Here is a 26456-nt window from a genome sequence, read left to right on the forward strand (position 1 = left end):
GGAATCTAAGCAAGGAATATGCGGATGAAGAAACTACTCATTTTCATAGCTGTACCAGTGTTTGTTGTCGTTGCAGCAATTCTGGCACTAGTGCTGTTAGTGAATCCCAACCAATTTAAGCCATTAATTGTCGAACAAGCCCAAAAACACACAGGCCTAGAGCTAGTGATCGAGGGTGATATCAGCTGGCAATTCTTCCCATCCATTGGCTTTGAACTTGGTCAAACTGAATTACGCAACCCTGAAGGTTTTACGCAACCTAACCTATTTAAGGTTGATACCGTTGGCGTTGACGTTTCGGTTACTCCGCTATTTAGCAACCAACTAGAGATCGGCAACATTACTCTAGATGGTGCAGAATTCTATTTAGAAACGCTTAAAGATGGTCGCAAGAACATTGATGCACTAACGCAAGCGTCAGCGCCTCAAGAATCTGAGCCTGCAGCAGGCACAAGTTCTGAATCAGCGCCTGCCCCTCAAGAGCAAACTACCACAGACGCATCGGGTTGGACGATCAACCTTGCAGGCGTAACTGTATCAAACGCATTGTTTGAAATGGACGACAAGCAAGCGGGTTCATTCACTAAGCTATACGATGTGTCTTTGAATCTTTCTGAGTTTGCCGTTGATACATGGACAACCGCGACATTTGCGGCTTCTGGTGAGAACAATCAACAGAAGTTCTCTGCACAAGGCAGTGCAGAATTCAAATTAGCTGAAGGCTTTGCAAGTTACGCACTTCGTAATATCGACTTAAACGCTAAGTTCAATGATCCAGCGACGTCGATTGAGTCAGCAAAAATTGGCTTGAATACGTTTGAGTTCGATAAGGTAAACCAACTGACTTACGCTGTAATCGGTAATGCAGCTGGCCTTGACCTTGATCTTAAAGGTGGCGGTGAACTTACTGTTGATAGCGCGATTTCAAAAGTAACGCTGAACAAGTTAACGTTAGACTCAACATTCAAAGGCGACACGCTTCCTCAGTCTCCAATGAAAGTCGACATGCTGTCTGACTTAAGCTTCGATCTTAACAAGAGCCACCTGAGCTTTGTGTTAGAGAAGCTACAAGCTAACGCTATTGCATTAGACGGTAAAGCAGACGTAATCCTATCTGAAATACCAAAGGTTCGTTTCTCTCTTCATAGCCCGAATATTGATTTAGATGAATTCTTAGGCTTAGGCAATACAACAGAAACAGCGAGCACAGCGCCTTCTGGTTCTGCTGGTGGTTCAACGTCAAGTTCTGGTAGTTCAGATCCAGCTAAAGAAGTGGAACCTGATCTGTCGGCTCTGAAAACGTTAGACGTGAAAGGTGACATCACGATTGATAAGTTCAAGGCGAACAACGCGAAGATGCAGAATGTTAAAACCGCATTTTCGGTTAACCGTGGTATCGCAGAGCTAACCTCATTCACCTCGAATCTTTACCAAGGTTCTATTTCTGCTACTGCAAAGTTAGACGCTCGTAAAACACCAGCGACTTACACGGCTAAGAAGAAAATCAAAGGCGTGAAAGTACAACCGTTACTGGTTGATGTTGCAGATAACGATATGCTGGAAGGTACCGGTAATATTGATGTCAACGTGAAAGGTAAGAGTCTAACTCCGACGGGTATCAAGAAAAACCTAGTCGGTACTATCGCGATTAACTTTGAAGATGGTGCAGTTAACGGCATCAACGTAGCTCAACTGATTCGAGAAAACTACGCTAAGATCAAGGGCGAGAAAGTTGAAAGCACAAATGAAGCTCAAAAAACGGACTTCAGTGCAATGAAAGCGACGCTGAAAGTGGATAAAGGTTGGGTTTCAACTAACGACTTATCAGCACAGTCGCCACTGTTACGTGTGACAGGTCAAGGTAAAGCAAACTTCATCAATGAAACGGTCGACTTCCTTGTGCGTACATCAATTGTGGGTTCACTTGAAGGTCAGGGCGGTAAGAGCATCGACGACCTGAAAGATGTGACTATCCCAATTAAGGTAACTGGTCAGTGGGCAGCCCCGAAATTTGCACTTGTTTTTGATGACGTATTGAAACAGAAAGCACAGAAAGAAATTGACCGTGGTGTGAACAAGCTAACGGACAAGATCAAAGACGAGAAAACTAAAGAAGCAGTTGATGGTTTATTGAAAGGTTTCTTTAACTAAACGTTTTTAACTCGTATATAAAAGAAGCGCCATTCCTACTGTAGGAATGGCGCTTTTGTTTGGGTGCTTATAATACTTTCGAGAGATTCCCTATGACACTCGTCCCTCGCTCTAGGGAATGACGATAGGCCGTCGTCCTTTGTTCAAGAGCGTAACGGCCTAGTGGTCGTCATCCTCGAGAGGGAAGAATGACCGAGTCGGGGATCTCTGGTTGAAGGTGATTACCAGTCAACGCCTTGTAGCGCTTTAACACCAGATTCAAAAGCGTGTTTCACATTGCGAACTTCAGATACTGTATCTGCTATCTCAGTAAGAGTACGGTGCGCGCCACGACCTGTAATGATGACAGACTGCATCTTCGGGCGGTTATTCAACGCCTCAACCACTTCATCGAGTTCGATGTAACCGTAGCTAACCATGTAAGTCAGTTCATCAAACAGAATCACATCGATCGACTCATCAGCCAGCATGCGTTGGCACTCTTTCCATACACGCTGCGCAGCTTCAATATCTTGCGCTTTGTTCTGAGTTTCCCAAGTAAAGCCTGTGCCCATGACTTGGAACTCGACATCAAGCTTTTGCAGAACGTTTTTTTCGCCGTTATCCCAGGTACCTTTAACAAACTGAGCAACGGCGCATTTCTTACCATGACCAACTGCACGTGTAATCGTACCAAAACCGGATGTTGATTTACCTTTACCGTTACCCGTGATGACCAGCAATAGGCCTTTTACTTCTTGTGCTGCAGCGACACGTGCATCGACTTGTTCTTTTACTTTCTGTTGTCTTGCTTTGTGGCGTTGTTCTTTGTTGTCTTCAGTCGACATAACAAATCCTTTTAAGTTGTGATTGCGTCTATCATAGCCTAACTTAACGATAGCAAAAACCATCGGAAGAACAGGTGATTAGGGATGAAAAAGATACTCGTAGTTTGTATGGGGAATATTTGCCGCTCGCCAACAGGTGAAGCGGTGCTAAGGAAGAAAGCGCAACAGCTGGATATTGATGTTGTGGTCGACTCTGCGGGGACGATTGGTTTTCATCAAGGCAACCCGCCAGACTCGCGATCCAAATCTGCAGGAGAGAAGCGAGGCTACAGCTTTAAGGGGATTAATTCTCGTAAAGTGGTAGATAATGACTTCGAAGAATTTGACCTGATACTCGCGGCCGATAGGGCGAATTTAGACGACTTAATGAGCCAATGCCCAGTTCACCTCCAATACAAGCTCGCATTATTTTTGAGTTTTGGAGAGTCACAATATCAAGAGATCCCCGATCCGTATTATGGTGAGGGAAATGGTTTTGAATTGGTGTTGGATTTAATCGAAGAGTCTAGCGAAGCGATACTGCGTTCGATGTAGTGTAGGAACAATGTACGTCGTTTTGTTATCAGCGTAAGGGCTGACCGATAGGTATAAAAAAGGCCGACATTGAATGTCGGCCTCTCTAAATCTAACTTAAAGCTACAGCTAAGATTACTTAGACATTACTTTGTAGATTGGGTCTTCTGCAACGTTCGCTTCAACTAAGCTACCTGCTTTGTGCAGCATAGCAACACAGTCTTGGCTTAGGTGGCGAAGGTGAAGTGTTTTACCTAGCGCCGCGTAACGGTCAGCAATCGTGTCGATCGCTTCAATTGCAGAGTGGTCAGTCACGCGTGAGTTTGCGAAATCAACGATTACATCTTGTGGATCGTTGTATGCGTCAAACAACTCTAGGAAGTTAGCCGTTGAACCAAAGAAGATTGGGCCGTTAACTTTGTACTCTTTTGAGCCTTCAGCGTTTACTGATGTATCTGCGTAGATGTGTTTAGCATGTTGCCAAGCAAACATTAGCGCAGAAGCGACAACACCAACACCTACTGCCACAGCAAGATCAGTCAGTACTGTTACTACGGTAACAAGAACGATAACGAAGAAGTCTTGTTTAGGAACGCGACGCGCAAGCTTGAAGGTTGCCCATTCAAATGTGCCGATAACAACCATGAACATTACGCCCACAAGTGCTGCTAGAGGAATCATTTCAATCAGTGCAGAACCGAACAGGATGAACATCAGTAGTGCAACTGCGGCGACGATACCTGAAAGACGACCACGACCACCTGAGTTTACGTTGATCATCGATTGACCGATCATCGCACAACCACCCATCGCACCGAATACAGAACACGTTACGTTAGCCATACCTTGACCAACACATTCACGGTTAGATTGACCACGAGTGTTTGTCATTTCATCTAGTACTGTCAGTGTCAGTAGAGACTCGATCAGGCCGATAGCCGCAAGGATAATTGCGTACGGTAGGATGATCTGTAGTGTCTCAAAAGAAAACGGAACAGCAGGAATAGAGAACGTTGGTAGAGAACCCGCTAGCGTTGCAGCTTCGTCACCAGACATTGTACGTAGGAAGTCGACAACAGTTCGAGTTTCAAGGTCAAGACCGACAACCAAAGCCGTTACTGTAACAATAGCAACCAGTGAAGATGGTACCGCTGTTGTTAGCTTAGGTAGGAAGTGGATGATAGCCATTGTAAGGGCTACTAAACCCAGCATGAGTGTCATTTGACCGCTTGGTAGCCAAGTTAATGCACCTGTTACGTCTGGCGCTTTAAACTGACCAAGCTGAGCTAGGAAGATAACAATGGCCAAACCGTTCACGAAACCAATCATTACTGGGTGTGGAACGATACGGATAAATTTACCTAGTTTAAATACACCTGCTGCAATTTGCAGAAGGCCAGCCAGCATAACGGCTGCGAATAGGTATTGAACACCATGGGTTGCCACTAGGCTCACCATTACAACGGCCATTGCGCCGGTTGCGCCAGAAATCATACCTGGACGGCCGCCAAAGACAGAAGTGATTAAACCTACGATGAATGCTGCATAAAGACCAACCATTGGGTCAACGCCAGCAACAAAGGCGAATGCTACAGCTTCAGGTACCAGAGCCAGGGCTACTGTAAGACCTGAAAGCACGTCATTCTTTACAGAGTGCTTTGAAAATTGTGGGAATTCGAACATGTTTGCTCAGCTATGCTTAAGATGGATTTACCGACACGGGTGTATTGCGTAGCCAAACAGTGATGGAAAAGAGCGGCAATAGCGAAGTGTCGAAAAGATAAGTGCGCGAATGCTACCCAAAAATGTGATTAAGTTCAAGGTTGAACCTAACTTTGAGTAATATATCTGTTAATTTTTATTCGATTAGTAGATATGAAAAAGGCTGCTTTAATAAGCAGCCTTTGATTCTATTTACTCGCGATTACCTATCAGTAATCACTAGTAGTTTGGCTTAGTCATCGCCGCGCCAGCTTTGTTCGACGCTGCCTGACTGCCTGCACCTTTCGATACAAAACGTTCAGTGCGGAACGGAGCTGCAATCACTTCAATCTCTTTGATCTCTTGAGGACCAGGAGCTTTAGTCATTGGTGAACCGGCTTGCTTCTTAGCAACAGCTGCCTTTGGTGCCGCTTTAGGAGCTTCTGCTTTAACAACAGGTGCTTCTTCAACTTTTGCACTTTCAGCTTTAGGCGCTTCAACTTTCGTCGCTTCTGCAACCACTGGTGCTTCTTCAACGACTGCAGGAGCTTCAACTACAGCAGGAGTCTCAGCTACTTGAGCTTCAACAGCAGCATCTTCACGACGGATGATAACTTTACCCATTGCAAGCTCTGGACATGCGAAGCCGCCAGTCATTGCTACGTTGCTTTGTGGTGCCGTCTCTAGAGCAACATTCTGCTCTTGAACAGATGTTTGAGCTTCAGCTGCTACTTGAACTTCAGCCACTTCAGGCTTTGCCTGCTTGTGGTGAGGTTTTGGAATGAAGCGAGGCATCACTTTACCCATAGCCATCTCTGGAGAAGCTACACCACCTTTACGTAGGCGGAATGGGTTAGGGCGACGATCACGACCGCGACGACGACGTTGACCACTTGCACGTAGGTGACGTGGAGAACGACGGTTACGACGTTGTTTCGGCTCTTCCTGTTCAGTTTGCTCTGCATTCGCTTGAGTTGCTTCTACTTGTTCCGCAACTTTTTGCTCTTGAGCTACTGACTGTTCTTTTGAAACAGATAGTTCTTTAGCAGCAACCTGCTCTTTTGAAGCGTTATCTTCAGCTTGAGCTTGTTGGTCTTTAACACGAACTTGCTTGTTCAGTTTACGACGCTGACGACGCTCTTTAATCTTAGCTGCTTTCGCTTCAGGTTTAGCCTTAGGCGCTTCCGGTTTACCAGCTTGTGCTTCTGCTGCTAGCTGTAGACCTTCTTCTGCTAATTTAGATGGTGCTTGCTCTTCGCGTTGCTTCTGCTCATCACGTGGCTTGTTGCGACGGTCTTGCTTAGGCTTGCGAGGCTGACGAGTTTGCTGTGGAGCTGCTTCTTTTTGCTCTTCAGGCTTCTCATCACGAGCTGGCTTACGGCGGCGTTTGTTGTCACGGTTTTCGTTACGATTGTCACCACGTTCACCACGGTCGTTACGCTGTTCGCCACGCTCACCACGTTGGTTACGACGACGGTTATCGTTACGATCACGGCGTTGACGGTTGCCGTTGTTACGATTGTTTTTAGGTTTTTCTTCTTCTTTCTTCTCTTCTTCTTTTTTCTCTTCTTGAGTTGAAGAGCCAAATAAGAAGCTACCGATAGCTTTGAAGAAACGACCAATTAGGCCTGGTTCTTGAGTCGCTGCTGGTTCAGCTTTCTTCTCTTCTACAGCTTTAGGTGCTGGAGCAGGAGTTGGTGCTGATTGAGCAGGAGCTGCGAAGCCTTTCAGAGCAGGTTCTTCGATCTTCTTAGGACGAATAGTCTGTTCAGCAGGCTCTTTGCTTTCCGCTTCTTTTAGAGCTTCTAGCTTGTTAGGCAGCAAGTAAGATAGTAGATCGAACTCTTCACCTTCACGAACACGGATAACCTCAAAATGCGGCGTTTCCATGTCTGAGTTAGGAACAACAGTGATCTTAACTTCTTGGTTCTTCTCGATGTGGTTTACTGAGCGACGTTTTTCGTTCAGAAGGTAAGAAGCGATTGGAACAGGCACAACAGCAAGTACTTGTGCTGTGTTGTCTTTTAGAGCTTCTTCTTCAATCAAACGTAGAACAGAAAGTGCTAGAGATTCGTTATCACGAACAACACCAGTACCTGTACAACGAGGACAAATGTGGTGGCTTGCTTCTGCTAGTGATGGGCTCAAACGTTGACGAGACATCTCTAGAAGACCAAAGCGAGAAATACGACCAATCTGAACACGTGCGCGATCTAAACGAACGGCATCACGTAGACGGCTTTCTACTTCGCGTTGGTGGCGAACCGGGGTCATATCGATAAAGTCGATTACAACAAGACCACCTAGGTCACGTAGACGTAATTGACGTGCAATTTCATCGGCAGCTTCTAGGTTAGTGTTAAGTGCTGTTTCTTCAATATCGCCGCCCTTTGTTGCACGAGCAGAGTTGATATCGATAGAAGTCAGTGCTTCTGTTGGGTCGATTACGATAGAACCACCAGATGGAAGACGAACTTCACGTTGGAAAGCAGATTCGATCTGGCTTTCAATCTGGTAATGGCTGAATAGTGGCACTTCACCATCGTATTTCTTAACGCGATTCATGAAATCTGGGCGTATTAATTGAATGTGCGCTTGTGCACGTTCAAAAATAGTATTGCTGTCGATTAGAATCTCGCCAATATCACGACGTAGGTAGTCACGAATTGCGCGAACAATAACGTTACTCTCTTGGTGAATTAGGAAAGGAGCTGCATTTGAATCAGAAGCTTGCTTGATAGCGCCCCAATGGTTCAATAGAACATTCAGGTCCCACTCTAGCTCTTCTGCGCTTTTGCCAACACCCGCTGTACGCACGATTAAGCCCATACCTTGAGGAAGCTCAAGAGTGCTTAATGCTGCTTTCAGTTGAGTGCGTTCATCACCTTCGATACGACGAGAAATACCGCCAGCACGAGGGTTATTAGGCATAAGAACTAAGTAACTACCAGCCAAAGAGATGAAAGTTGTCAGTGCAGCACCTTTGCTACCACGTTCTTCTTTCTCTACTTGTACGATTACTTCTTGGCCTTCTTTTAGCACTTCTTTAATGCTAGGACGGCCTTGGTATGTATAACCTTCAGGGAAGTATTCGCGGGCAATTTCTTTAAGAGGGAGGAAACCGTGACGTTCTGCGCCGTAATCAACGAATGCCGCTTCTAGGCTTGGTTCAATACGGGTAATACGTCCTTTGTAGATATTCGCTTTCTTTGACTCGTGACCTGGACTTTCGATATCTAGATCGAACAGTCGTTGGCCATCAACCAAAGCGACACGCAACTCTTCTTTTTGAGTTGCGTTAATTAACATTCTTTTCATTTAGAAGTTCTCATTGTCTTTTCTTATTTTCATCATTGTTCTTATCGCTTTATTTCGTTTCTCATGGTGCCAGATCCCATGGCTTTATCGGTGCAGCCTCCCGGCTGGAGAGGGATGCTCTGGGGCACGTCAGTCATCATAGGGAGTTAGCCTATGATCCGCGATGTGGCGGTGAATACTCAACATGAGTGTACGTGAGTAGAGCGATAAGGAACTCAGTTGACCGTGTCTTACGCCGATTGCAGCACTGTCTAATCTGAGTTATCTACTCATTTACTTGCTTATGAATGGTTAGCTGTTTAAATAATAGTCAAACCACTGATAGCAGCTGTGAACTATAGCAGCGGTCGGTAAACACAGCAATCTGCTTTGTCGGAATGCTGTAAAAAAAACAGTTTTTGTTTGGGTTTTGATAGCTCTAACTCACTGTCTATAAATAATTTATCAATTGATATTTTAATTTGCAGGAATCTTGGTGCTTTTTTGTTCGAAGAATCAAAGAAATATAGAATTTCGGCGACCATTTTGGGATAGATCGGTAAGGATTAGGGATAAATAAGTTCGGAATAGGGCTAAGAAAATCTCAATTATCAAAAGTGACAGTGATACAATAGCGCAATGAGCGAAATTAGAACCCAAGTCCAATTCGTCGACATTGACGAAGATATGGCTGGTCAGCGTATTGATAACTTCTTACGCAACCAATTAAAAAACATCCCGAAAAGCATGATTTACCGAATCGTGCGTAAAGGCGAAGTCCGCGTAAATAAAAAACGCATCAAGGCTGAATACAAACTAAAAGCTGGCGATTTAGTTCGTATCCCTCCGGTTACTATTGAAGAGAAAACAGAAGAGAACGTGCCGAGCACGAAACTCAACAAGGTTTCAGAATTAGAACAGTGCATCATTTATGAAGATGATCACATGCTAATTCTTAACAAACCGTCTGGCACTGCTGTTCATGGTGGTAGCGGATTAAAATTTGGCGCGATTGAAGCATTACGTGCTCTTCGCCCTGATGCTCGTTTTCTTGAATTAGTGCACCGTATCGATAGAGATACGTCTGGCATTTTGCTTGTTGCTAAGAAGCGCTCGGCGCTAAGACACCTTCAAGCACAGTTCCGTGAAAAAACGGTTCAAAAATACTACTTCGCTTTAGTTATGGGCGAATGGAAGAACAGCTGCAAAGTCGTCAACGCACCTTTGTTGAAAAATGAAGTGAACAGCATTGTTCGAGTTAACCCGAATGGTAAAGCTTCTGAAACCCGTTTTAAGGTTTTAGAAAAATTCCAAGAGGCGACGTTGATTCAAGCAAGCCCAATTACAGGCCGAACACACCAAATTCGTGTGCACGCTCAGTATACTGGTCACCCAATTGCTTGGGATGATCGCTACGGTGATCGTCGTTTTGACGCTTACACGGGTAAGGTTGGTCTTGATCGTCTGTTCCTACATGCAGCAAACATCAAGTTCACACACCCAGGTAGTGAAGAGAAGATGGATATCTCGGCGCCAATGGAAAGAAGGCTAGAGAAAGCCCTAACTGGTTTACGTAAGCTTTAAGAAGATACGAGATACGAGATACGAGATACGAAGGTATAGAGTGCCTCTAAATTTGTTCTTCAGTATCCATAAATGAGAAAGGTTGACGAATATCGTCAACCTTTTTTGTTTTCATCTGTTGTAGAAGATCCCCAAGTCGCTCGTTCCTCGCTCTTGAGGATGACGACTTTTTAAAATCACGCTCTATATCATTAGTTGGTTAGATAAAATTGCGTGTTCCGCCATTCCCTAGACTGACGAAGGAAGGAGTAGGGAATCTCTAACAAAGAGAGCGTATCCGTTATAGTACACCCATTCCTTGCGCTTCTAACATATCGACTAGATCGATCAGCGGTAAGCCGATCAAAGTATTTGGGTCTTTCCCTTCCATCTGTTTAAACAACGCGATGCCTAACCCTTCACACATAAAGCTACCTGCGCAGTAATAAGGCTGCTCTTTTTCAACATAACTAATGATCTGTTGCTTAGTTAAATCGCGGAAATGCACTACAAAGGTGTCGAGACGTGTGTCAGCTTCATTGGTTTCGTTGTTCCAAACCGAAAGCCCAGTATAAAAAGTAATGCTCTTGCCGCTTTGACGAGATAACTGCTCGATCGCTTTTTCTCGAGTGTGAGGCTTACCAATGATCTCTCCATCAATTACGCAAACCTGATCAGAACCAATGACTAAGCTAGGTTGCTCCACAACACAAGACTTAGCTTTGGTCTCAGCAAGGCGCATCACCAACTGTTGTGGTGTCTCTTCTGGAAGCGGCGTTTCATCGCAGTCTGGCTTGGCTGTAATGAAGCTTAACTGTAGTTTTTTGAGGATCTCTTGCCTAAATGGTGATGTAGAGGCTAAAACTAGTTGGTAATTTCTCATTTTAATTTACAATTCAAGGAAGCATTTATCTCAGGATAACGTAACTTGTCCTGCTATTCATAATGCTCTGAATAGGAAAGGCAGGAAAGTACATTTTTTTTGCCATTTCCTTTGACTAAACACGATTTGGAAGATAAGATTCGCGCCCTATGCAAAAGGAAAAAATACCGCGTACAGTTGATCCGGCAAGAACGGCTCAAAAACGACTCGATATGGATGGTATCATCCAGGTCAGTCTTTTGAAGCGTTTAACTGAAGCAACTGAAGGCGTAAAACGTGACGCGCAAGTCTCAATGTCATTTGGGCTTGATGAACAACGATTAGTCGTTATCTCTGGTAAAGCTAACGTCGAAGTCGATTTAGAGTGTCAACGTTGTAATGAGGTTTTCGCACATGAGTGCGATGTCCAATTTACTTATACTCCTGTTTACAGTGAGAAAAGTGAAGAGGAAGCACCGGAAGAGTACGATTTGGTAGATCTGAACGAGTACGGTGAGTTAGACCTGATTCAATTAGTTGAAGACGAGTTCATCCTTGGATTGCCACAAATAGCAATGCACGACGATGCGAAATGTAGCGTTAACTCAAATAACTTGGTGTTTGGTGAACTTCCTGAAGAAATTGAGGAAGACAAAAAGCCGAATCCATTTGATGTTTTAAAAAGCTTAAAGAAGTAATTGCTTCTTTAAGAATTTACATAGGAGTAGGGTCAATGGCCGTACAAAAGAGCAAGAAATCACGTTCAATGCGTGGCATGCGTCGTTCACACGATGCGCTAACTACAGCTGCACTTTCTGTAGACGCAACTTCAGGTGAAACTCACCTACGTCACAACGTGACTGCCGAAGGTTTCTACCGCGGCAAAAAGGTTATCAACAAGTAAGGTTGACCTTTGCAAAATCTAACCGTTGCGCTTGATGCAATGGGCGGGGACTTCGGTCCTCGTGTAACAGTGCCTGCCGCCGTGCAGGCACTGTCGTATTTCCCAGAGCTAAAAGTCATTCTAATAGGTGATCGAAACGCGATCACATCTCAATTATCTTCATTAGGTCGAATGCCTGATTCTCGTTTGAGTATCCAGCATTGTGATCGAATCATTTCCAATTCTGAAAAACCTTCACTAGCCTTACGTAATAGTCAGGGTAGCTCTATGCGTGCCGCTATCGATCTGGTTGCCGAATCACAGGCTGATGCTTGTGTGAGTGGTGGTAACACTGGCGCATTGATGGCTTTATCCCGTTTCAGACTCAAGCTTCTTCCCGGTATTGATAGGCCTGCATTGGTTTCAGCTTTGCCTACTGCATCCGGAAATCGCACATGGATGCTTGATTTAGGGGCGAACGTTTCTAGTGACGCAGATTCACTGTTTCAGTTTGCTGTCATGGGCAGTGCATTAGCAGAACAACATTTAGGTCGCGCACCACGTGTCGCTATCTTGAATATCGGTGCAGAAGAAATTAAAGGCAATGACCTTGTAAAACGATGCGCTGAAATGTTGTCTAATACTCAGTCTGTGAACTTCATAGGCTATATTGAAGGTAATCAATTACTTCAAGATGCTGCTGATGTCGTCGTATGTGATGGTTTTGTGGGCAATGTCTGCTTAAAAACGTGCGAAGGTACGGCTCAGCTCTTTATTGATAAGCTAAAAACGCGCATGATGGCTTCAACAATAAAGGGTTGGATAGCCAGAATGCTGTTTTCTGAGCTATTTACTGAATTAAAAACCTTGAACCCCGACCAGTATAACGGCGCAAGTTTGTTAGGATTGCGCGGCATTGTCATTAAAAGTCATGGAAGTGCTGATGTGTCTGCAGTCGTCAACGCGATTGGTGAAGCAGTACACGAGGTCAAACGACAAGTCCCCAGCCGCATTAGCGATCGTTTGGAAGCGGTTTTACTCGAGAGGCATTATTAGTCTTCATGTATAGCAAAATTTTAGGTACTGGCAGCTACTTGCCATCTCAGGTGCGTACTAACGCAGACTTAGAGAAAATGGTAGAGACTAGCGATGAGTGGATCGTTGCTAGAACGGGTATTAAAGAGCGTCGTATTTCAGCGGAAAACGAAACCGTTGCTGATATGGCGTTTTACGCTGCTGAAAATGCCATTGAAATGGCAGGTATCGACAAAGAAGAGATTGATTTAATCATCGTTGCGACAACCAGCAGTAGCCACACATTCCCGTCTTCGGCATGTCAGGTACAAGGCAAGCTTGGTATCAAAGGCTGCCCTGCGTTTGATTTGGCTGCAGCGTGTTCTGGTTTTGTCTACGCACTGTCTGTTGCTGATCAACACATCAAGACTGGCATGTGTAAGAACGTTTTGGTAATTGGTGCGGATGCACTGTCAAAAACCTGTGATCCGACTGACCGCTCTACTATCATCCTATTTGGTGATGCAGCAGGCGCGGTGGTTGTAGGCGCAAGCGAAGAGCCAGGTATTTTGTCTACTCATATTTACTCTGATGGTAAATACGGTGAGCTTCTAAGCCTAGAAGTACCAGAGCGCGGCGGTGATGCAGACAAATGGCTGCACATGGCGGGCAACGAAGTATTTAAAGTGGCGGTAACTCAGCTTTCTAAGCTAGTTAAAGACACCTTAGCGGCGAACAATATGGATAAGTCAGAGCTTGATTGGTTAGTTCCACACCAAGCGAACTACCGTATTATCTCGGCAACCGCTAAAAAGCTGACGATGTCGCTTGATCAAGTAGTGATTACTCTTGATAAGCACGGCAACACGTCAGCAGCTACCGTACCAACGGCCCTAGATGAGGCTGTTCGCGACGGGCGAATTAAACGTGGTCAAACGCTTCTACTTGAAGCATTTGGCGGCGGCTTCACTTGGGGTTCTGCGTTAGTTAAATTCTAACCCTAAGCGATAATCAACAAACAAGGCACATAACTTATGTGCCTTATTCAATTTTTTGCTTTGCTTAAAGGAAAATTACAATGAGCAAATTTGCTATCGTATTCCCAGGCCAAGGCTCTCAAGCTATCGGTATGCTTGCTGACCTAGGCGAACAGTATGATGTTGTTAAAAAGACATTTGCTGAAGCTTCAGAAGCACTTGGTTACGATCTATGGGCATTGGTTCAAGATGGTCCTGTAGAAAATCTAAATGAAACTTTTCGCACTCAACCGGCTCTATTAACAGCGTCTGTTGCAATTTGGCGTGTATGGCAAGAGCTTGGCCTAGAGCAACCTGTAAATCTAGCAGGTCACAGCCTAGGTGAATATTCTGCTCTTGTATGTGCCGGCGTTATCGACTTTAAAGAAGCGATCAAGCTGGTTGAACTACGTGGTCAACTGATGCAAGAAGCGGTTCCTGCAGGTGTTGGTGCAATGTACGCAATCATCGGTCTAGACGATGAAGCGATTGCTAAAGCGTGTGAAGAAGCTGCGCAAGACGAAGTTGTGTCTCCAGTTAACTTTAACTCTCCTGGCCAAGTTGTTATCGCGGGTAACAAAGCTGCAGTAGAGCGTGCTGGTGCACTTTGTAAAGAAGCGGGCGCTAAGCGTGCACTTCCGTTACCTGTTTCTGTGCCGTCTCACTGTGCACTGATGAAGCCAGCAGCAGATAAACTAGCAGTGGCTCTAGAAGCTCTAGAGTTCAACACGCCAGCATTGCCTGTTATCAATAACGTTGATGTTATTGCTGAAACAGACCCTGCAAAAATTAAAGACGCACTTGTTCGTCAGCTATACAGCCCAGTTCGTTGGACTGAAGGTGTACAAGCGATGAATGAGCAAGGCGTTGAGAAGCTACTTGAATTAGGCCCTGGTAAAGTTCTTACTGGTCTAACAAAACGAATCGTAAAAACTATGACAGCTGCTGCAGTTAATGATACTGCATCACTAGAAGCTGCTAAGTAAATAACCACTTAATAGAGAAGTTATGATGAATTTAGAAGGCAAAGTTGCACTAGTTACAGGCGCAAGCCGTGGCATCGGTCGTGCAATCGCTGAACTTTTAGTTGAGCGTGGTGCTAAAGTTATCGGTACTGCGACATCTGAAGGCGGCGCAGCTGCAATCAGCGAGTACCTTGGTGAGAACGGTAAAGGTCTTGCTCTTAATGTAACGGATACTGACTCAATTGCTGCTACACTGAAAACCATCAACGATGAATTCGGTGCGATTGACATTCTAGTTAACAACGCAGGTATCACTCGTGATAACCTACTGATGCGTATGAAAGACGACGAATGGAATGACATCATCGATACTAACCTAACTCCTATCTTCCGCATGTCTAAAGCTGTATTGCGTGGCATGATGAAGAAACGTCAAGGCCGTATCGTAAACGTTGGTTCTGTAGTAGGTACTATGGGTAACGCTGGTCAAGCTAACTACGCAGCTGCAAAAGCAGGCGTAATTGGTTTTACTAAATCAATGGCTCGTGAAGTTGCGTCTCGTGGCGTTACAGTGAACACTGTAGCTCCTGGTTTCATCGAAACTGACATGACTAAAGCGCTAAATGATGACCAACGTGCAGCAACTTTGGCGAATGTACCAGCAGGTCGACTAGGTGACCCTCGCGAAATCGCTGAAGCTGTGGTATTTTTGGCGTCACCTGCGGCAGCTTATATCACAGGTGAAACACTTCACGTCAATGGCGGTATGTACATGGTGTAAATTATGTGCAACATTTGTGCATGATTTAAGTCAAGATCATACGTAATTTCGGTTAAAATCGTGAAAATTGTGGTTTGACCAGAAAAGTTGACCTTGCAACTTTCAATAGATTGAATAAACTACGGAAAACATCGCATAAAGCGAACTCTGTAAAGGAAAAGAAAAAATGAGCAACCTCGAAGAACGCGTAAAGAAAATCATTGTTGAACAGCTAGGTGTAGACGAAGCTGAAGTTAAAAACGAAGCTTCTTTCGTTGATGACCTAGGTGCAGATTCTCTAGACACAGTAGAGCTAGTAATGGCTCTAGAAGAAGAATTCGACACTGAAATCCCAGATGAAGAAGCTGAGAAAATTACTACTGTTCAAGCAGCTATCGATTACGTAACTAGCGCTCAGTAATAATCTCTCCCAGGCGGTCACCTCGACCGCCTGTGTTTTATCTAACTCATCTATCCTCATCTTAAATCACCTCAATCCCCGGAGTGTAAAATCGTGTCCAAGCGTCGTGTAGTTGTCACTGGCATGGGTATGTTGTCACCGGTAGGCAACACTGTAGAATCTTCTTGGAAAGCCCTGCTAGCTGGTCAAAGTGGTATCGTTAATATCGATCATTTTGATGCAACCAATTTCTCAACTCGTTTTGCAGGTCTAGTTAAAGACTTTAACTGCGAAGAGTATATGACTAAAAAAGATGCTCGTAAGATGGACTTGTTCATCCAGTACGGCGTCGCAGCAGGTATTCAAGCTTTAGATGATTCAGCCCTAACTATTACTGAAGAAAACGCTCCACGTGTGGGTGTTGCTATCGGTTCTGGTATTGGTGGTCTTGGTTTGATCGAAGCCGGTCACCAAGCTCTAACTGAAAAAGGCCCTCGTAAGATCAGCCCGTTCTTCGTACCGTCGACGATCGTGAATATGATTGCTGGTCACATGTCTATCATGCGTGGCCTACGCGGTCCAAACATCGCGATTTCTACTGCATGTACGACTGGCCTACATAACATTGGTCACGCGGCTCGTATGATTGCATACGGCGATGCAGACGCAATGCTAGCGGGTGGTGCTGAAAAAGCATCAACTCCACTAGGTATGGGCGGTTTTGGTGCGGCTAAAGCACTTTCTACTCGTAACGATGAGCCTCAAAAAGCTTCTCGTCCATGGGACAAAGGCCGTGATGGCTTCGTTCTTGGCGACGGTGCAGGCATGATGGTTCTTGAAGAGTACGAACATGCGAAAGCTCGTGGCGCTAAGATTTACTGTGAGCTAGTTGGCTTCGGTATGTCGGGTGACGCTTACCACATGACATCTCCAAGTGAAGATGGCTCAGGTGGCGCACTAGCAATGGAAGCGGCTATGCGTGATGCTGGCATTACTGGTGAACAAATCGGTTATGTAAACGCACACGGTACTTCGACTCCTGCAGGTGACGTAGCGGAAGTTAAGGGCATCAAGCGTGCTCTTGGCGAAGCAGGCAGCAAGCAAGTATTGGTTTCTTCTACGAAATCAATGACAGGCCACCTTCTAGGTGCTGCTGGTTCTGCTGAAGCTATCATCACGGCTATGTCTCTGGTTGACCAAATTGTTCCACCAACAATCAACCTAGATGATCCCGAAGAAGGCTTAGATATTGACTTAGTACCTCACACTGCGCGTGAAGTTAGCAACATGGAATATGCTGCATGTAACTCATTCGGTTTCGGTGGTACAAACGGCTGTTTGATCTTCAAAAAGATTTAATCATCTTATTAAAGACGTAAACACTCGTAGATAGTCACAATTAGACTTGTTTTTAAACGGCTTGATGCTTTAGCATTGAGCCGTTTCTTTTTATGGGGAAAAACATGTTTTGGGTTGATGGAGAAAGCCAGCAAACTATCGATATTTTGGATCGCTCGTTTCAGTACGGAGACGGCTGTTTTACGACAATGCTCGTGAGTGATGGTGAGATACAACATCTTCACGATCATCAGCACCGTGTCGACGAGTGCCTTAAAGCGCTACGCATTTCTGCTCTTGATTGGGATGTTGTTAGTCTTTGGCTCGATACTGCGCTTCAACACATCCAACATAACGCTCTTCATGGCACAAAGAGCCTTGATGGTTCAAAGAAGCTCCATAACGCCAACAAGCCTCATAATCAAAAAGCAGGGATCAAGCTGCACGTTAGTCGTGGAGCGGGTGGGCGTGGCTACAGTACCAAGAATATCGCCAAGCCGACAATCACCATCAGTACCTTTGATTACCCAAGCCATTATTCAGCGTGGCAAGACTCCGGTGTTGAACTCGGTATCTGCCATCAAGCGCTAGGTTTGAGCCCACTACTGGCTGGCCATAAGCACAATAATCGCCTTGAGCAGATTTTGATGAAAGATGAAATGGATCAAGCTAATGAAGTGGATGGTGTGGTTCTTGATATATCGGGCAATGTGATTGAAACTACCATGGCCAATCTGTTCTGGCGCAAAGGTCAGTCGATATACACACCTCAACTCACTCAAAGTGGTGTCGCGGGGGTTATGCGTAAGCAAGTGTTAACCGCGCTGAATCAGGCTGAACTTTCCGTTACAATTAGTGACTACTGCTTATCTCAACTCATGCAAGCTGATGAGGTTTTCATGACAAACTCCATTTTAGGGGTTGCCCCAGTTACCCGTATTAGTGATACCCAATTTAACATTGGAACCGTTACTCGTAGCCTTCAAGGACAACTAAACTCGTGATCAAAAAGTTATTTATTTTTATTATCTTGTGCTTAATTGCAGCCGGTGCTGCTGGTTTTTATGTTTACAACCAAGCGCAAGATAACCTGAAACAAGTTATTCAATTAGAAAAACCACAAGTCGTGACTGTTGCTTCAGGTAGCAGCTTTAACCGCGTTCTAGCCCAGTTGATTAACGAGGGGCTGTTTGAGGCTTCTCCTTACGAGAAATTAATCCGTAAGTTACATCCTGAGCTTGTAGACGTAAAAGCGGGTACTTTCCTGCTTGAACCGGGTTTAACCTTAGAGCAAGCGCTACAGGTGCTTGTAGAAGGGAAAGAACACCAGTTTACTATTACCTTTGTTGAAGGCAGTCGTTTTGACGAGTGGCTTGTTCAGCTAAAAGACAATGAATTCATTCAACAGACGTTGAATGATGTCTCTGAAAAAGAGATCGCACAAAAGCTTGGTATCGAAAATGAAAAGCTAGAAGGTCTTTTCTTAGCGGAAACATACCACTACACCTATGGCACAACGGATTTAGATTTGTTGAAACGTGCCCACCGAGATCTGATGAACGTGGTCAATGATGAGTGGGAAAATAGAGCCGATAAACTGCCTCTTAAATCGCCATATGAAGCGCTAATTCTTGCGTCTATCATTGAGAAAGAGACCGCTGTTGCGTCAGAACGTGAGCGTGTGTCTTCTGTGTTCGTTAATCGCTTGAACAAGCGTATGCGTCTGCAAACTGACCCAACGGTTATCTACGGCATGGGCGACAGTTACAAAGGCAATATACGTAAGAAAGACTTACGTACTCCAACGCCATACAACACTTATACAATGAGTGGTTTACCACCGACGCCGATTGCAATGGCGGGCAAAGCGTCTATCAATGCTGCGCTGAATCCAGAGAAGAGCAACTACCTGTATTTCGTTGCGAGTGGAACTGGCGGTCACGTATTTTCAAAGAGTTTGACTGAGCATAACCGTGCAGTACGAGCTTACTTAAAGCAATTAAGAAAAAACAAATAAAGAAATAATTATGAATCAGTCGAAATTTATCGTAGTTGAAGGCCTTGAAGGTGCTGGCAAAAGTACAGCAATCAATGCCATCGTTGAGACATTAAAAGCATCGGGTGTTGAAGATATTGTTAATACTCGCGAGCCGGGTGGTACTGTCTTAGCTGAAAAGATGCGTTCATTGGTTAAAGAAGAGCACGAAGGCGAGAAGCTTCAAGACATGACTGAATTGCTGTTGATGTATGCAGCACGTGTTCAATTAGTCGAGAACGTCATCAAGCCGGCACTCGCCAATGGTCAATGGGTATTGGGTGATCGTCATGATATGTCTTCACAGGCATACCAAGGTGGTGGTCGCCAGATCGCGCGCACGACTATGGAATCACTGAAAGCAACCACGCTAGGCGGCTTTAAACCCGATCTAACGCTATATTTGGACCTAGACCCTAGAGTAGGGCTAGAGCGTGCTAGAGGCCGTGGTGAGCTTGATAGAATTGAAAAGATGGACATCTCATTTTTCGACCGCACGCGTGAGCGCTATCTAGAAATTGCAGAACAAGATGATTCTGTACTTGTGATTAACGCGCAGCAAGAAATTGAGCAAGTAGCCGCTGATATTAAAGTCGCGCTAACTGCTTGGCTCGACAAACAGTAGGTAGTCATGGCTGAAGTGTATTCTTGGCTCACACCGGTATGGAGTGAGTGGAAAAAAAGTCTCGATGCGGAGCGTTTTCCTAACTCTGTGATTGTTAATGCACCGGAAGGGCTCGGCGTTGATGCTTTGATTAGCCAACTTACCGACGCATTGATGTGCACGAACTATGAAAGCGAGTCGTGCGGGTTTTGCCACAGCTGTGAGTTAATGAAGTCGGGCAGTCATCCTGATTTTCATGTGATCTCACCCGAGAAAGAAGGTAAGTCGATCACGGTTGATCAAGTGCGTGCCAGTAACCGCTGGGCTCAAGAGTCTTCTCAGTTAGGTGGTTTGCGCGTTATTTTGCTTAACCCTGCTGAAGCAATGAACGAATCGGCTTCCAACGCACTATTGAAAACTCTGGAAGAGCCATCAAGCAAGTGCATCTTCATTCTGTCTACTCGTAACAGTAATCGCTTAATGCCGACTATTATTAGCCGTTGTCAGCAATTCAATGTGGTTAGTCCGCAGTTAGAGACAGCATCAGCGTGGTTAGATGGTGAAGTGGGCAAAGCGGTACCGCAGTATATTTTAGCACTCAATGACAACGCGCCTTTAAAAGCAAAAGCGATGTTTGAGCAAGGTGGCGTTGAAGCTTCAACAAAAGCGCTCGATGGCTTTGTGAATGTGATAAAAGGCACTCAACCTGACATGCTAAAGTTCTCTACAGAGCTTAGCAAAGACCCTTTGATTCAACTTGGCTGGCTTTGGCATCTATTGTCAGATGTACAGAAGCTGCATTTTGGTTTGGCGAATCAGGCTTTCACTCCGAGTGCGAAAGCACTGTGTGAGGCGATGTCTTATCAAAGTGCTTATGCAGCATCGAATAAACTGCTGACATTGATTGAGCAGTTAAAGCAACACCCTGGGCTCAATACGGAGCTACTCATAATGAATTGGCTGATAGCCACTTGCGAGGAAACATGTTCGTAGATTCCCACTGTCATTTAGACAAACTGGATTACCAAGATTTACACACCAGCGTAGAAGATGTGGTTAACAAGGCGAAGGCTGCTAATGTAGACCAATTGCTTTCTGTCGGTGTGACACTCGATTCGTTTGAAAATATGCTCGAGATGATCTCGCCGTTTGATAACGTTAAAGCCTCTTGTGGCGTTCACCCTCTCGATGTTGAAAGTGATTTCAGCCTAGAGACAATGCGTGAATACGCGAGCAACCCTAAGGTTGTGGCGATTGGAGAGACAGGTTTAGATTATCACTACCAACCAGAGACGGCGGAGCTGCAACAGCTACGATTTAAGCAGCATGTTGAGTTAGCCGTTGAGCTGAATAAACCTTTGATCATTCACACTCGTAACGCACGTGAAGACACATTAGCTATTTTACGTGATGGCGGAGCTGAGAAGTGTGGCGGTGTGATTCACTGCTTTACCGAAGATCAAGCATTCGCAGAAGCAGCAATGGAACTAGGTTTCTATATCTCAATTTCAGGCATTGTGACCTTTAAGCAGGCTACAGAACTTAAAGAAGTTGTTAAAAACCTACCGCTAAACAGGTTGCTGATCGAGACGGATTCTCCATACTTGGCGCCCATTCCATATCGTGGAAAGCAGAATCAGCCTGCATATGTCGTCGAAGTGGCGGCCTACATTGCGCAATTAAAAGGTGTGTCGATGAAAGAGGTTGCCGAACAAACGACCAAAAATTACCAAAAACTTTTTTTGCGATAAAAATCTAAGTAAACAAATAAAAGGGAGCAAAAGCTCCCTTTTTGTGTTTTTGATCACCAAAAATACGTTTTTTTTTAATGTTTACGAATTATGTTGAACTTGAGAGCGCTAATTATAACATTTGTAATTTTGTTACTAAAAATAACATTCGCTCCTATTTTATTTACCCAGTAAAATAATAGGGCTATTGAAAAATACTTATATATTTCAATGCATTAAACACTTGTAAAGCATTGCATTTCTAGATTTGACATGTGATCCAAGACGTGTTTTGAAACTAAATTTCGTAAGTGACTAGAAAGTTAGTTCCCCATCAATATATATTTAGCGGCAGAAAATATAATGCAATACATGGTTACATTTTCGCAGGGTGCTAACATATAGGCTACGGGGGTGTGCCGTTAGAACCCAATATAATTATTTTATCTTTATCAGGAGCATAAACATGTTTAAGAACCTTTTTGCTAGCCTGCAGAAAGTTGGTAAGTCTCTGATGCTTCCAGTATCAGTTTTACCAGTTGCGGGTATTTTGCTAGGTGTCGGTGCAGCAGATCTTCCTTTCATTCCAGAAATCGTTTCAAACTTAATGGAACAAGCTGGTGGTTCAGTATTCGGTCAAATGGCACTACTGTTCGCAGTAGGTGTTGCACTTGGCTTTACTAACAACGATGGTGTAGCGGGTCTAGCTGCTATCGTTGGTTATGGCATCATGACTGCTACACTTGGCGTAATGGCTGGTGTAATGGGCGTTGATAAAATCGATACTGGTGTACTAGGTGGTATCCTAGTCGGTGGTGTTGCTGCTTGGGCATTCAACCGTTTCTTCCGTATTCAACTACCAGAGTACCTTGGCTTCTTCGCTGGTAAGCGTGCTGTGCCAATCATCACAGGTTTCTCTGCGATTGGTCTAGCAATCCTACTATCTGTAGTATGGCCACCAGTTGGCGGCGCTATCTCTGCGTTCTCTGATTGGGCTGCTCACCAAAACCCACAAGTGGCGTTTGGTATCTACGGTATCGTTGAGCGTTCTCTAATTCCATTTGGTCTTCACCACGTTTGGAACGTACCTTTCTTCTTTGAAGCTGGTACTTGTGTAAACGCTGCTGGCGAAACTCAAAACGGTGTTCTTACTTGTTACTTAGTTGCTGATGACGCATCTCGTGCAGCGGGCAATGGCTTCGGTCAGCTAGCTGGTGGTTACATGTTCAAGATGTTCGGTCTACCTGCTGCTGCAATCGCGATTGCACACTCAGCTAAGCCTGAAAACCGCGCTAAAGTAATGGGCATCATGGCTTCTGCTGCGTTGACTTCATTCCTAACGGGTATCACTGAACCAATCGAATTCTCTTTCCTATTCGTTGCTCCAGTACTGTACGCAATCCACGCTCTACTAGCTGGTTCTGCATACGTTCTTGCGAACACTCTAGGTTTTGTACACGGTACATCTTTCTCACACGGTCTAATCGACTTCCTAGTTCTATCTGGCAACGCGTCTAAGATGGGCCTAATGGTTGTATGTGGTATTGCTTACGCTGCAATTTACTACATCGTATTCCGCACTGTGATTAAAGCTCTAGACCTTAAAACTCCAGGCCGTGAAGACGAGACTGAAGAAGAGTCAGTTGCGACTGGTTCTGAACTTGCTGGTGAGCTAGTTGCTGCATTCGGTGGTAAAGCGAACATCACTGGTCTTGACGCTTGTATTACTCGTCTACGTGTTGCAGTAGCTGATACAGCTCTTGTTGACCAAGACAAGCTGAAGAAACTAGGCGCTGCAGGTGTTGTAGTAGTAGCGGGTGGCGTACAAGCTATCTTCGGTACTAAGTCTGACAACCTTAAGACAGACATGGATGAGTGGATCCGTAACAACGGTTAATTCTCTGATTCAATAAATTGAAAGGAGGCCGAAAGGCCTCCTTTTTTGTTTTCTGCTCTATGAAAGATCTATTGTGCTTAATCTCCATTAACTCAGATACTTATCATTCAACTCGATCAGTTGATGGTTGCTCTTAAATTTTTCGTGTCTTTTATCTTTTACCCAGCGATGACACCTTTTGCTGAGATTCCAGTAGACTTCCGTTTTTTAAATACAGTCTGAGAATATTATGAAACATCGTTACTTGATCGGCCTTATGTGCTGCAGCGGAGCCTCGTTTGCTCAAGCTTCTGAAGCTCCAGCTTTGGAAGTGGGACTCGCCATTGACCAAGACCTGAGTGTCGTTGTGGAATTTGATCAGAAATACCGTGCTACGATTGGCAATGACGGCGCTGCCTTTGATTACATTTTGAAGCGTGGTCAGTTCGAGACTGAAGCTCCGTTGAGCTGGTACGTCGGTGCTGGTGCTTGGGCTGAATGGAATGACGACTTTGGCTTACGCTTGCCGTTAGGCGTGAAAGTGAATTTCTACGAAGGTTGGAATGCTTACGCTCAAGTTCACCCTGAACTCGATATGTATAAAGGTGTTGAGTTGCAAGTGGGCGGCGCTTTAGGTGTTACCTATAAGTTCTAACCTGAACTAAAACCGTTTTAATAATGAAAAAACCAGCATTTAGCTGGTTTTTTAGTTTGGGCCGATCTTATATTTTTGCTTCATTGAGCCGCTTAGAAAGTAAAACTCAGTCCGACATTGGCTTGGAATTGGTTCATCCAGTCGGTATCAAAGCGAATGATGCACTCTTGCCCGTTATTTGGGATATTACAAACACCGGAGGTATCGTTGTCGACAACCGTGCCTAACCAACGTACTTGTGTGTTCAACGCTAGTCGGTCACTAAATTTGTACTCTAAGCCACCAAAGATAGAAGTTGAGAATCCATACTTATCTTTTGCCCAGTCTACATCGACGTAAGAAGCACCCAGGCCTAGCCCTAGATAACCCGACAACACAGGCGAAGCAGGGTAGTAGATGCTGCTTTGAAGGTGCAGGTATTGGATGGAGGAGCTTAGGTTAAGCGTTTCTAATTCCGAGCTCTGATTGGAGTAGAAGAAGCCGATGCGTCCTTTTTCAAGTGGCGTTTCAATGGCAAAGGTGTAATTTTCAGAGCCTTTCATGTCATAGGTTTTACCGTCCTGGTCTTCGACACTGCCACCGCCGGTATAACCTACCATAGGTGTAATGATGATCTCCGGCGAAGCATACGCGCTTGAAACGGAGAGAAGCGTAATCAGTGCCATCATATTTGCTTTGTTATTCATGAGTATATCCTTATCCATACACTTACTAATTGTGATGGTTACATCAATATTGTGCGACTAATTTCGACGATTCTTGAAGATACTTCACACACCTGATAGTACTTAAATAGAGACTCGACAAATTAATAATAAACCAGAGGTGTCTATGGACCATAATCTGAAAAATGCCCTACAAATTACCGTATTTATCTACATGATCATTCTTTCATTTGGCTTTATTGCGATTGGTAGTTAATACCATCTATTGCGAGGCTGAGTTTTGATACTCAGGGAATAATGAATAGTGGGATTATAACCAATATTGATACAGCAATAGACTTGGATTATTACGCTAAGTTTATTGCTGGAAAAACAGCACTGGTCGCTCAAGGTGGCGGACAGAGAAGTATTTTTACTTCTGGAGTGCTGGATGCCTTTCTTCTCTCAAATTTTGACCCCTTCGACGAATTTTTTGGTACCTCAGCAGGTGCTCTCAACTTATGTGCTTATCTGTGCCGTGATAAAGGCCTTGGACGTTCTTTTGTTCTCGACCTCACAACCTCACCAGAGTTCTTCAATCTCTTTTCCTATATACGACACAGAAAGAACCTAGGATTAGAATGGGCGCTAGAACAAATCATGGCTTACCCATATAAGCTCGATCTGGATTTAGGGCGACAAACGCTAGGCGATCGCCACTTCTATGCGGCTGTAACGGATTCCAAAGACTTACGAGACCACTACTTCCCATTATTGGGCGAAGATTGGTACAAGGTGATGATTGCGACCTGTGCTATTCCTCGCTTGTACAATGACGAAGTCTTTATTGGTGACAGTGCTTATGTGGACGGTGGTGTATCGGCGTGTATCCCAGTTCAGGAAGCGTGGCGAAGACAAGCTCGTTCTATTGTGGTGATTCGTACTGAGCCAGTGGTGGAGGAAGGTAATACCCATTTGGTTGAAGCACCAGTTAAGGGATCTTCAGTCAAAGCGCCTAAACCTATATCTGCAGAAGAACTGGAGTGGTTCCGCGAATCTTTCGACAGTGTTCAAGGCCATTGGCAACAGAAAGTGGAACAGTGGAAAACCGACTGGACCTCTTTCTTCCAACAACAAATTATGCGCTCAAAAGAGCAGAAGCGTGACCGTGGGCATTTAGACCTGCTGAACGGTGGTCGCTGGCTATTTGGTGCAGATGATATTTATCGCTTAAGTCATTTAATCGGAGATAAGTTTGATTCAGGGTTGGCTGACATGCTGATGGTGCATTATCAGACCTACTCATTGACTCAGGATTTTTTGAATTCGCCACCAGACGACGCGTTTGTGGTTCAGATAGCACCTAGTCAAACGCTTAAATCGAGCTCATTAATGAGTCATAAAGATGATTTACTGCATGATTACGAATTGGGTTTAGAAGCCGGTTACCGATTTGTGGAGACCTATACCTCAACGGAAAACGCTCGCAACTCGCATATGCCACAGTTAGCCACCATTGCTGCGGGTAACTAATTCCCGAAGTTGATGAGCTAGCATGCTGTGAGCTCGTTATGCTGTTTAAGCAGATTTTAGTGAGTCGTGTTCTGAAATGAAAAAGGGTT

The 26456-nt window shown here is 44.7% G+C and carries 25 protein-coding genes; 20 read left to right on the forward strand and 5 right to left on the reverse strand.

The window, feature by feature from the left end; translation table 11 throughout:
* The first annotated feature begins 24 nt into the window (after positions 1–24).
* Positions 25–2151: an AsmA family protein gene (locus AB6E78_RS06730; RefSeq protein ID WP_102398545.1), complete on the forward strand. Its 2127-nt coding sequence runs from the start codon at positions 25–27 to the stop codon at positions 2149–2151.
* Positions 2152–2372: 221 nt separating this feature from the next.
* On the opposite strand, the gene cobO is transcribed toward AB6E78_RS06730, so the two are convergent.
* Positions 2373–2978: a cob(I)yrinic acid a,c-diamide adenosyltransferase gene (gene cobO / locus AB6E78_RS06735; protein ID WP_017062158.1), complete on the reverse strand. Its 606-nt coding sequence runs from the start codon at positions 2976–2978 to the stop codon at positions 2373–2375.
* An 84-nt stretch (positions 2979–3062) separates the two neighbouring features.
* On the opposite strand from cobO, the gene AB6E78_RS06740 reads away from it, so the two are divergent.
* Positions 3063–3512 carry a low molecular weight protein-tyrosine-phosphatase gene (locus AB6E78_RS06740; protein WP_372073701.1) on the forward strand — a complete coding sequence of 150 codons (450 nt, stop codon included), beginning with the start codon at positions 3063–3065 and terminating at the stop codon, positions 3510–3512.
* Between the two features lie 114 nt (positions 3513–3626).
* Here AB6E78_RS06740 and AB6E78_RS06745 read toward each other — a convergent pair whose 3' ends face one another.
* Complete coding sequence (locus AB6E78_RS06745; RefSeq protein ID WP_017063477.1) at positions 3627–5174, reverse strand: SulP family inorganic anion transporter; 1548 nt, start codon at positions 5172–5174, stop codon at positions 3627–3629.
* Between the two features lie 258 nt (positions 5175–5432).
* Positions 5433–8510 carry a ribonuclease E gene (rne, locus tag AB6E78_RS06750; RefSeq protein ID WP_372132905.1) on the reverse strand — a complete coding sequence of 1026 codons (3078 nt, stop codon included), beginning with the start codon at positions 8508–8510 and terminating at the stop codon, positions 5433–5435.
* Positions 8511–9128: 618 nt separating this feature from the next.
* On the opposite strand from rne, the gene rluC reads away from it, so the two are divergent.
* On the forward strand, positions 9129–10073 hold the full coding sequence (rluC, locus tag AB6E78_RS06755; protein WP_017054981.1) for a 23S rRNA pseudouridine(955/2504/2580) synthase RluC: 945 nt from the start codon (positions 9129–9131) through the stop codon (positions 10071–10073).
* A 280-nt stretch (positions 10074–10353) separates the two neighbouring features.
* Here rluC and AB6E78_RS06760 read toward each other — a convergent pair whose 3' ends face one another.
* Positions 10354–10935: a nucleoside triphosphate pyrophosphatase gene (locus AB6E78_RS06760; RefSeq protein WP_017067204.1), complete on the reverse strand. Its 582-nt coding sequence runs from the start codon at positions 10933–10935 to the stop codon at positions 10354–10356.
* Positions 10936–11084: 149 nt separating this feature from the next.
* Here AB6E78_RS06760 and yceD point away from each other — a divergent pair, with 149 nt between their 5' ends.
* The 15 genes from yceD to AB6E78_RS06835 all read left to right on the forward strand — a co-directional run bounded on the left by yceD (position 11085) and on the right by AB6E78_RS06835 (position 24190).
* Positions 11085–11612, forward strand: coding sequence for a 23S rRNA accumulation protein YceD (gene yceD, locus AB6E78_RS06765; protein WP_017062153.1), 528 nt, complete (start codon positions 11085–11087; stop codon positions 11610–11612).
* A gap of 35 nt (positions 11613–11647) precedes the next feature.
* Positions 11648–11818 carry a 50S ribosomal protein L32 gene (gene rpmF, locus AB6E78_RS06770; protein WP_004737376.1) on the forward strand — a complete coding sequence of 57 codons (171 nt, stop codon included), beginning with the start codon at positions 11648–11650 and terminating at the stop codon, positions 11816–11818.
* Between the two features lie 9 nt (positions 11819–11827).
* Positions 11828–12853 carry a phosphate acyltransferase PlsX gene (gene plsX, locus AB6E78_RS06775; RefSeq protein ID WP_372113120.1) on the forward strand — a complete coding sequence of 342 codons (1026 nt, stop codon included), beginning with the start codon at positions 11828–11830 and terminating at the stop codon, positions 12851–12853.
* A gap of 5 nt (positions 12854–12858) precedes the next feature.
* Positions 12859–13809 (forward strand): beta-ketoacyl-ACP synthase III, encoded by a 951-nt coding sequence (locus tag AB6E78_RS06780; protein WP_017054985.1) that lies wholly within the window; start codon positions 12859–12861, stop codon positions 13807–13809.
* Between the two features lie 80 nt (positions 13810–13889).
* Positions 13890–14813, forward strand: a complete 924-nt coding sequence (gene fabD, locus AB6E78_RS06785) for an ACP S-malonyltransferase (RefSeq protein WP_017063479.1) — start codon at positions 13890–13892, stop codon at positions 14811–14813.
* A 25-nt stretch (positions 14814–14838) separates the two neighbouring features.
* Positions 14839–15573: a 3-oxoacyl-ACP reductase FabG gene (gene fabG, locus AB6E78_RS06790; protein ID WP_029235138.1), complete on the forward strand. Its 735-nt coding sequence runs from the start codon at positions 14839–14841 to the stop codon at positions 15571–15573.
* A gap of 166 nt (positions 15574–15739) precedes the next feature.
* On the forward strand, positions 15740–15973 hold the full coding sequence (gene acpP / locus AB6E78_RS06795) for an acyl carrier protein (protein ID WP_004737381.1): 234 nt from the start codon (positions 15740–15742) through the stop codon (positions 15971–15973).
* Between the two features lie 93 nt (positions 15974–16066).
* On the forward strand, positions 16067–17311 hold the full coding sequence (gene fabF, locus AB6E78_RS06800) for a beta-ketoacyl-ACP synthase II (RefSeq protein ID WP_010437291.1): 1245 nt from the start codon (positions 16067–16069) through the stop codon (positions 17309–17311).
* A 104-nt stretch (positions 17312–17415) separates the two neighbouring features.
* Entirely contained in the window at positions 17416–18294 is an 879-nt protein-coding gene (gene pabC, locus AB6E78_RS06805; protein WP_065583975.1) for an aminodeoxychorismate lyase, read from the forward strand.
* The gene (mltG, locus tag AB6E78_RS06810) at positions 18291–19307 is read left to right on the forward strand and encodes an endolytic transglycosylase MltG (RefSeq protein ID WP_372099116.1); all 1017 of its coding nucleotides are present in this window, start codon (positions 18291–18293) and stop codon (positions 19305–19307) included. Before pabC ends, mltG begins: the two co-directional genes overlap by 4 nt.
* Before the next feature lie 10 nt (positions 19308–19317).
* Positions 19318–19950 (forward strand): dTMP kinase, encoded by a 633-nt coding sequence (gene tmk / locus AB6E78_RS06815; RefSeq protein WP_017062148.1) that lies wholly within the window; start codon positions 19318–19320, stop codon positions 19948–19950.
* A 6-nt stretch (positions 19951–19956) separates the two neighbouring features.
* Positions 19957–20922 carry a DNA polymerase III subunit delta' gene (locus AB6E78_RS06820; protein WP_017062147.1) on the forward strand — a complete coding sequence of 322 codons (966 nt, stop codon included), beginning with the start codon at positions 19957–19959 and terminating at the stop codon, positions 20920–20922.
* Positions 20913–21680 (forward strand): TatD family hydrolase, encoded by a 768-nt coding sequence (locus tag AB6E78_RS06825; protein ID WP_017063483.1) that lies wholly within the window; start codon positions 20913–20915, stop codon positions 21678–21680. Before AB6E78_RS06820 ends, AB6E78_RS06825 begins: the two co-directional genes overlap by 10 nt.
* Before the next feature lie 445 nt (positions 21681–22125).
* Positions 22126–23556 carry a PTS glucose transporter subunit IIBC gene (gene ptsG / locus AB6E78_RS06830; protein WP_017062145.1) on the forward strand — a complete coding sequence of 477 codons (1431 nt, stop codon included), beginning with the start codon at positions 22126–22128 and terminating at the stop codon, positions 23554–23556.
* Positions 23557–23785: 229 nt separating this feature from the next.
* Complete coding sequence (locus tag AB6E78_RS06835) at positions 23786–24190, forward strand: hypothetical protein (protein ID WP_017062144.1); 405 nt, start codon at positions 23786–23788, stop codon at positions 24188–24190.
* Positions 24191–24282: 92 nt separating this feature from the next.
* On the opposite strand, the gene AB6E78_RS06840 is transcribed toward AB6E78_RS06835, so the two are convergent.
* Complete coding sequence (locus AB6E78_RS06840; RefSeq protein WP_017067207.1) at positions 24283–24876, reverse strand: outer membrane beta-barrel protein; 594 nt, start codon at positions 24874–24876, stop codon at positions 24283–24285.
* Positions 24877–25021: 145 nt separating this feature from the next.
* Here AB6E78_RS06840 and AB6E78_RS06845 point away from each other — a divergent pair, with 145 nt between their 5' ends.
* Positions 25022–25111: a YnhF family membrane protein gene (locus AB6E78_RS06845; RefSeq protein WP_100214626.1), complete on the forward strand. Its 90-nt coding sequence runs from the start codon at positions 25022–25024 to the stop codon at positions 25109–25111.
* A 41-nt stretch (positions 25112–25152) separates the two neighbouring features.
* Positions 25153–26367 (forward strand): patatin family protein, encoded by a 1215-nt coding sequence (locus tag AB6E78_RS06850; protein WP_017063485.1) that lies wholly within the window; start codon positions 25153–25155, stop codon positions 26365–26367.
* The last annotated feature ends 89 nt before the right edge of the window (positions 26368–26456 follow it).

This window comes from Vibrio sp. 10N.247.310.98 (assembly GCF_041467395.1).
GTDB classification, from domain to species: Bacteria; Pseudomonadota; Gammaproteobacteria; order Enterobacterales; family Vibrionaceae; genus Vibrio; species Vibrio crassostreae_C.

Coding starts and splice junctions, on each gene's coding strand:
- AB6E78_RS06730 (WP_102398545.1), top strand. CDS start 25: ATGAAGAAACTACTCATTTTCATAGCTGTACCAGTGTTTGTTGTCGTT.
- cobO (WP_017062158.1), bottom strand. CDS start 2,978: ATGTCGACTGAAGACAACAAAGAACAACGCCACAAAGCAAGACAACAG.
- AB6E78_RS06740 (WP_372073701.1), top strand. CDS start 3,063: ATGAAAAAGATACTCGTAGTTTGTATGGGGAATATTTGCCGCTCGCCA.
- AB6E78_RS06745 (WP_017063477.1), bottom strand. CDS start 5,174: ATGTTCGAATTCCCACAATTTTCAAAGCACTCTGTAAAGAATGACGTG.
- rne (WP_372132905.1), bottom strand. CDS start 8,510: ATGAAAAGAATGTTAATTAACGCAACTCAAAAAGAAGAGTTGCGTGTC.
- rluC (WP_017054981.1), top strand. CDS start 9,129: ATGAGCGAAATTAGAACCCAAGTCCAATTCGTCGACATTGACGAAGAT.
- AB6E78_RS06760 (WP_017067204.1), bottom strand. CDS start 10,935: ATGAGAAATTACCAACTAGTTTTAGCCTCTACATCACCATTTAGGCAA.
- yceD (WP_017062153.1), top strand. CDS start 11,085: ATGCAAAAGGAAAAAATACCGCGTACAGTTGATCCGGCAAGAACGGCT.
- rpmF (WP_004737376.1), top strand. CDS start 11,648: ATGGCCGTACAAAAGAGCAAGAAATCACGTTCAATGCGTGGCATGCGT.
- AB6E78_RS06780 (WP_017054985.1), top strand. CDS start 12,859: ATGTATAGCAAAATTTTAGGTACTGGCAGCTACTTGCCATCTCAGGTG.
- fabD (WP_017063479.1), top strand. CDS start 13,890: ATGAGCAAATTTGCTATCGTATTCCCAGGCCAAGGCTCTCAAGCTATC.
- fabG (WP_029235138.1), top strand. CDS start 14,839: ATGAATTTAGAAGGCAAAGTTGCACTAGTTACAGGCGCAAGCCGTGGC.
- acpP (WP_004737381.1), top strand. CDS start 15,740: ATGAGCAACCTCGAAGAACGCGTAAAGAAAATCATTGTTGAACAGCTA.
- pabC (WP_065583975.1), top strand. CDS start 17,416: ATGTTTTGGGTTGATGGAGAAAGCCAGCAAACTATCGATATTTTGGAT.
- tmk (WP_017062148.1), top strand. CDS start 19,318: ATGAATCAGTCGAAATTTATCGTAGTTGAAGGCCTTGAAGGTGCTGGC.
- AB6E78_RS06820 (WP_017062147.1), top strand. CDS start 19,957: ATGGCTGAAGTGTATTCTTGGCTCACACCGGTATGGAGTGAGTGGAAA.
- AB6E78_RS06825 (WP_017063483.1), top strand. CDS start 20,913: ATGTTCGTAGATTCCCACTGTCATTTAGACAAACTGGATTACCAAGAT.
- ptsG (WP_017062145.1), top strand. CDS start 22,126: ATGTTTAAGAACCTTTTTGCTAGCCTGCAGAAAGTTGGTAAGTCTCTG.
- AB6E78_RS06835 (WP_017062144.1), top strand. CDS start 23,786: ATGAAACATCGTTACTTGATCGGCCTTATGTGCTGCAGCGGAGCCTCG.
- AB6E78_RS06840 (WP_017067207.1), bottom strand. CDS start 24,876: ATGAATAACAAAGCAAATATGATGGCACTGATTACGCTTCTCTCCGTT.
- AB6E78_RS06845 (WP_100214626.1), top strand. CDS start 25,022: ATGGACCATAATCTGAAAAATGCCCTACAAATTACCGTATTTATCTAC.
- AB6E78_RS06850 (WP_017063485.1), top strand. CDS start 25,153: ATGAATAGTGGGATTATAACCAATATTGATACAGCAATAGACTTGGAT.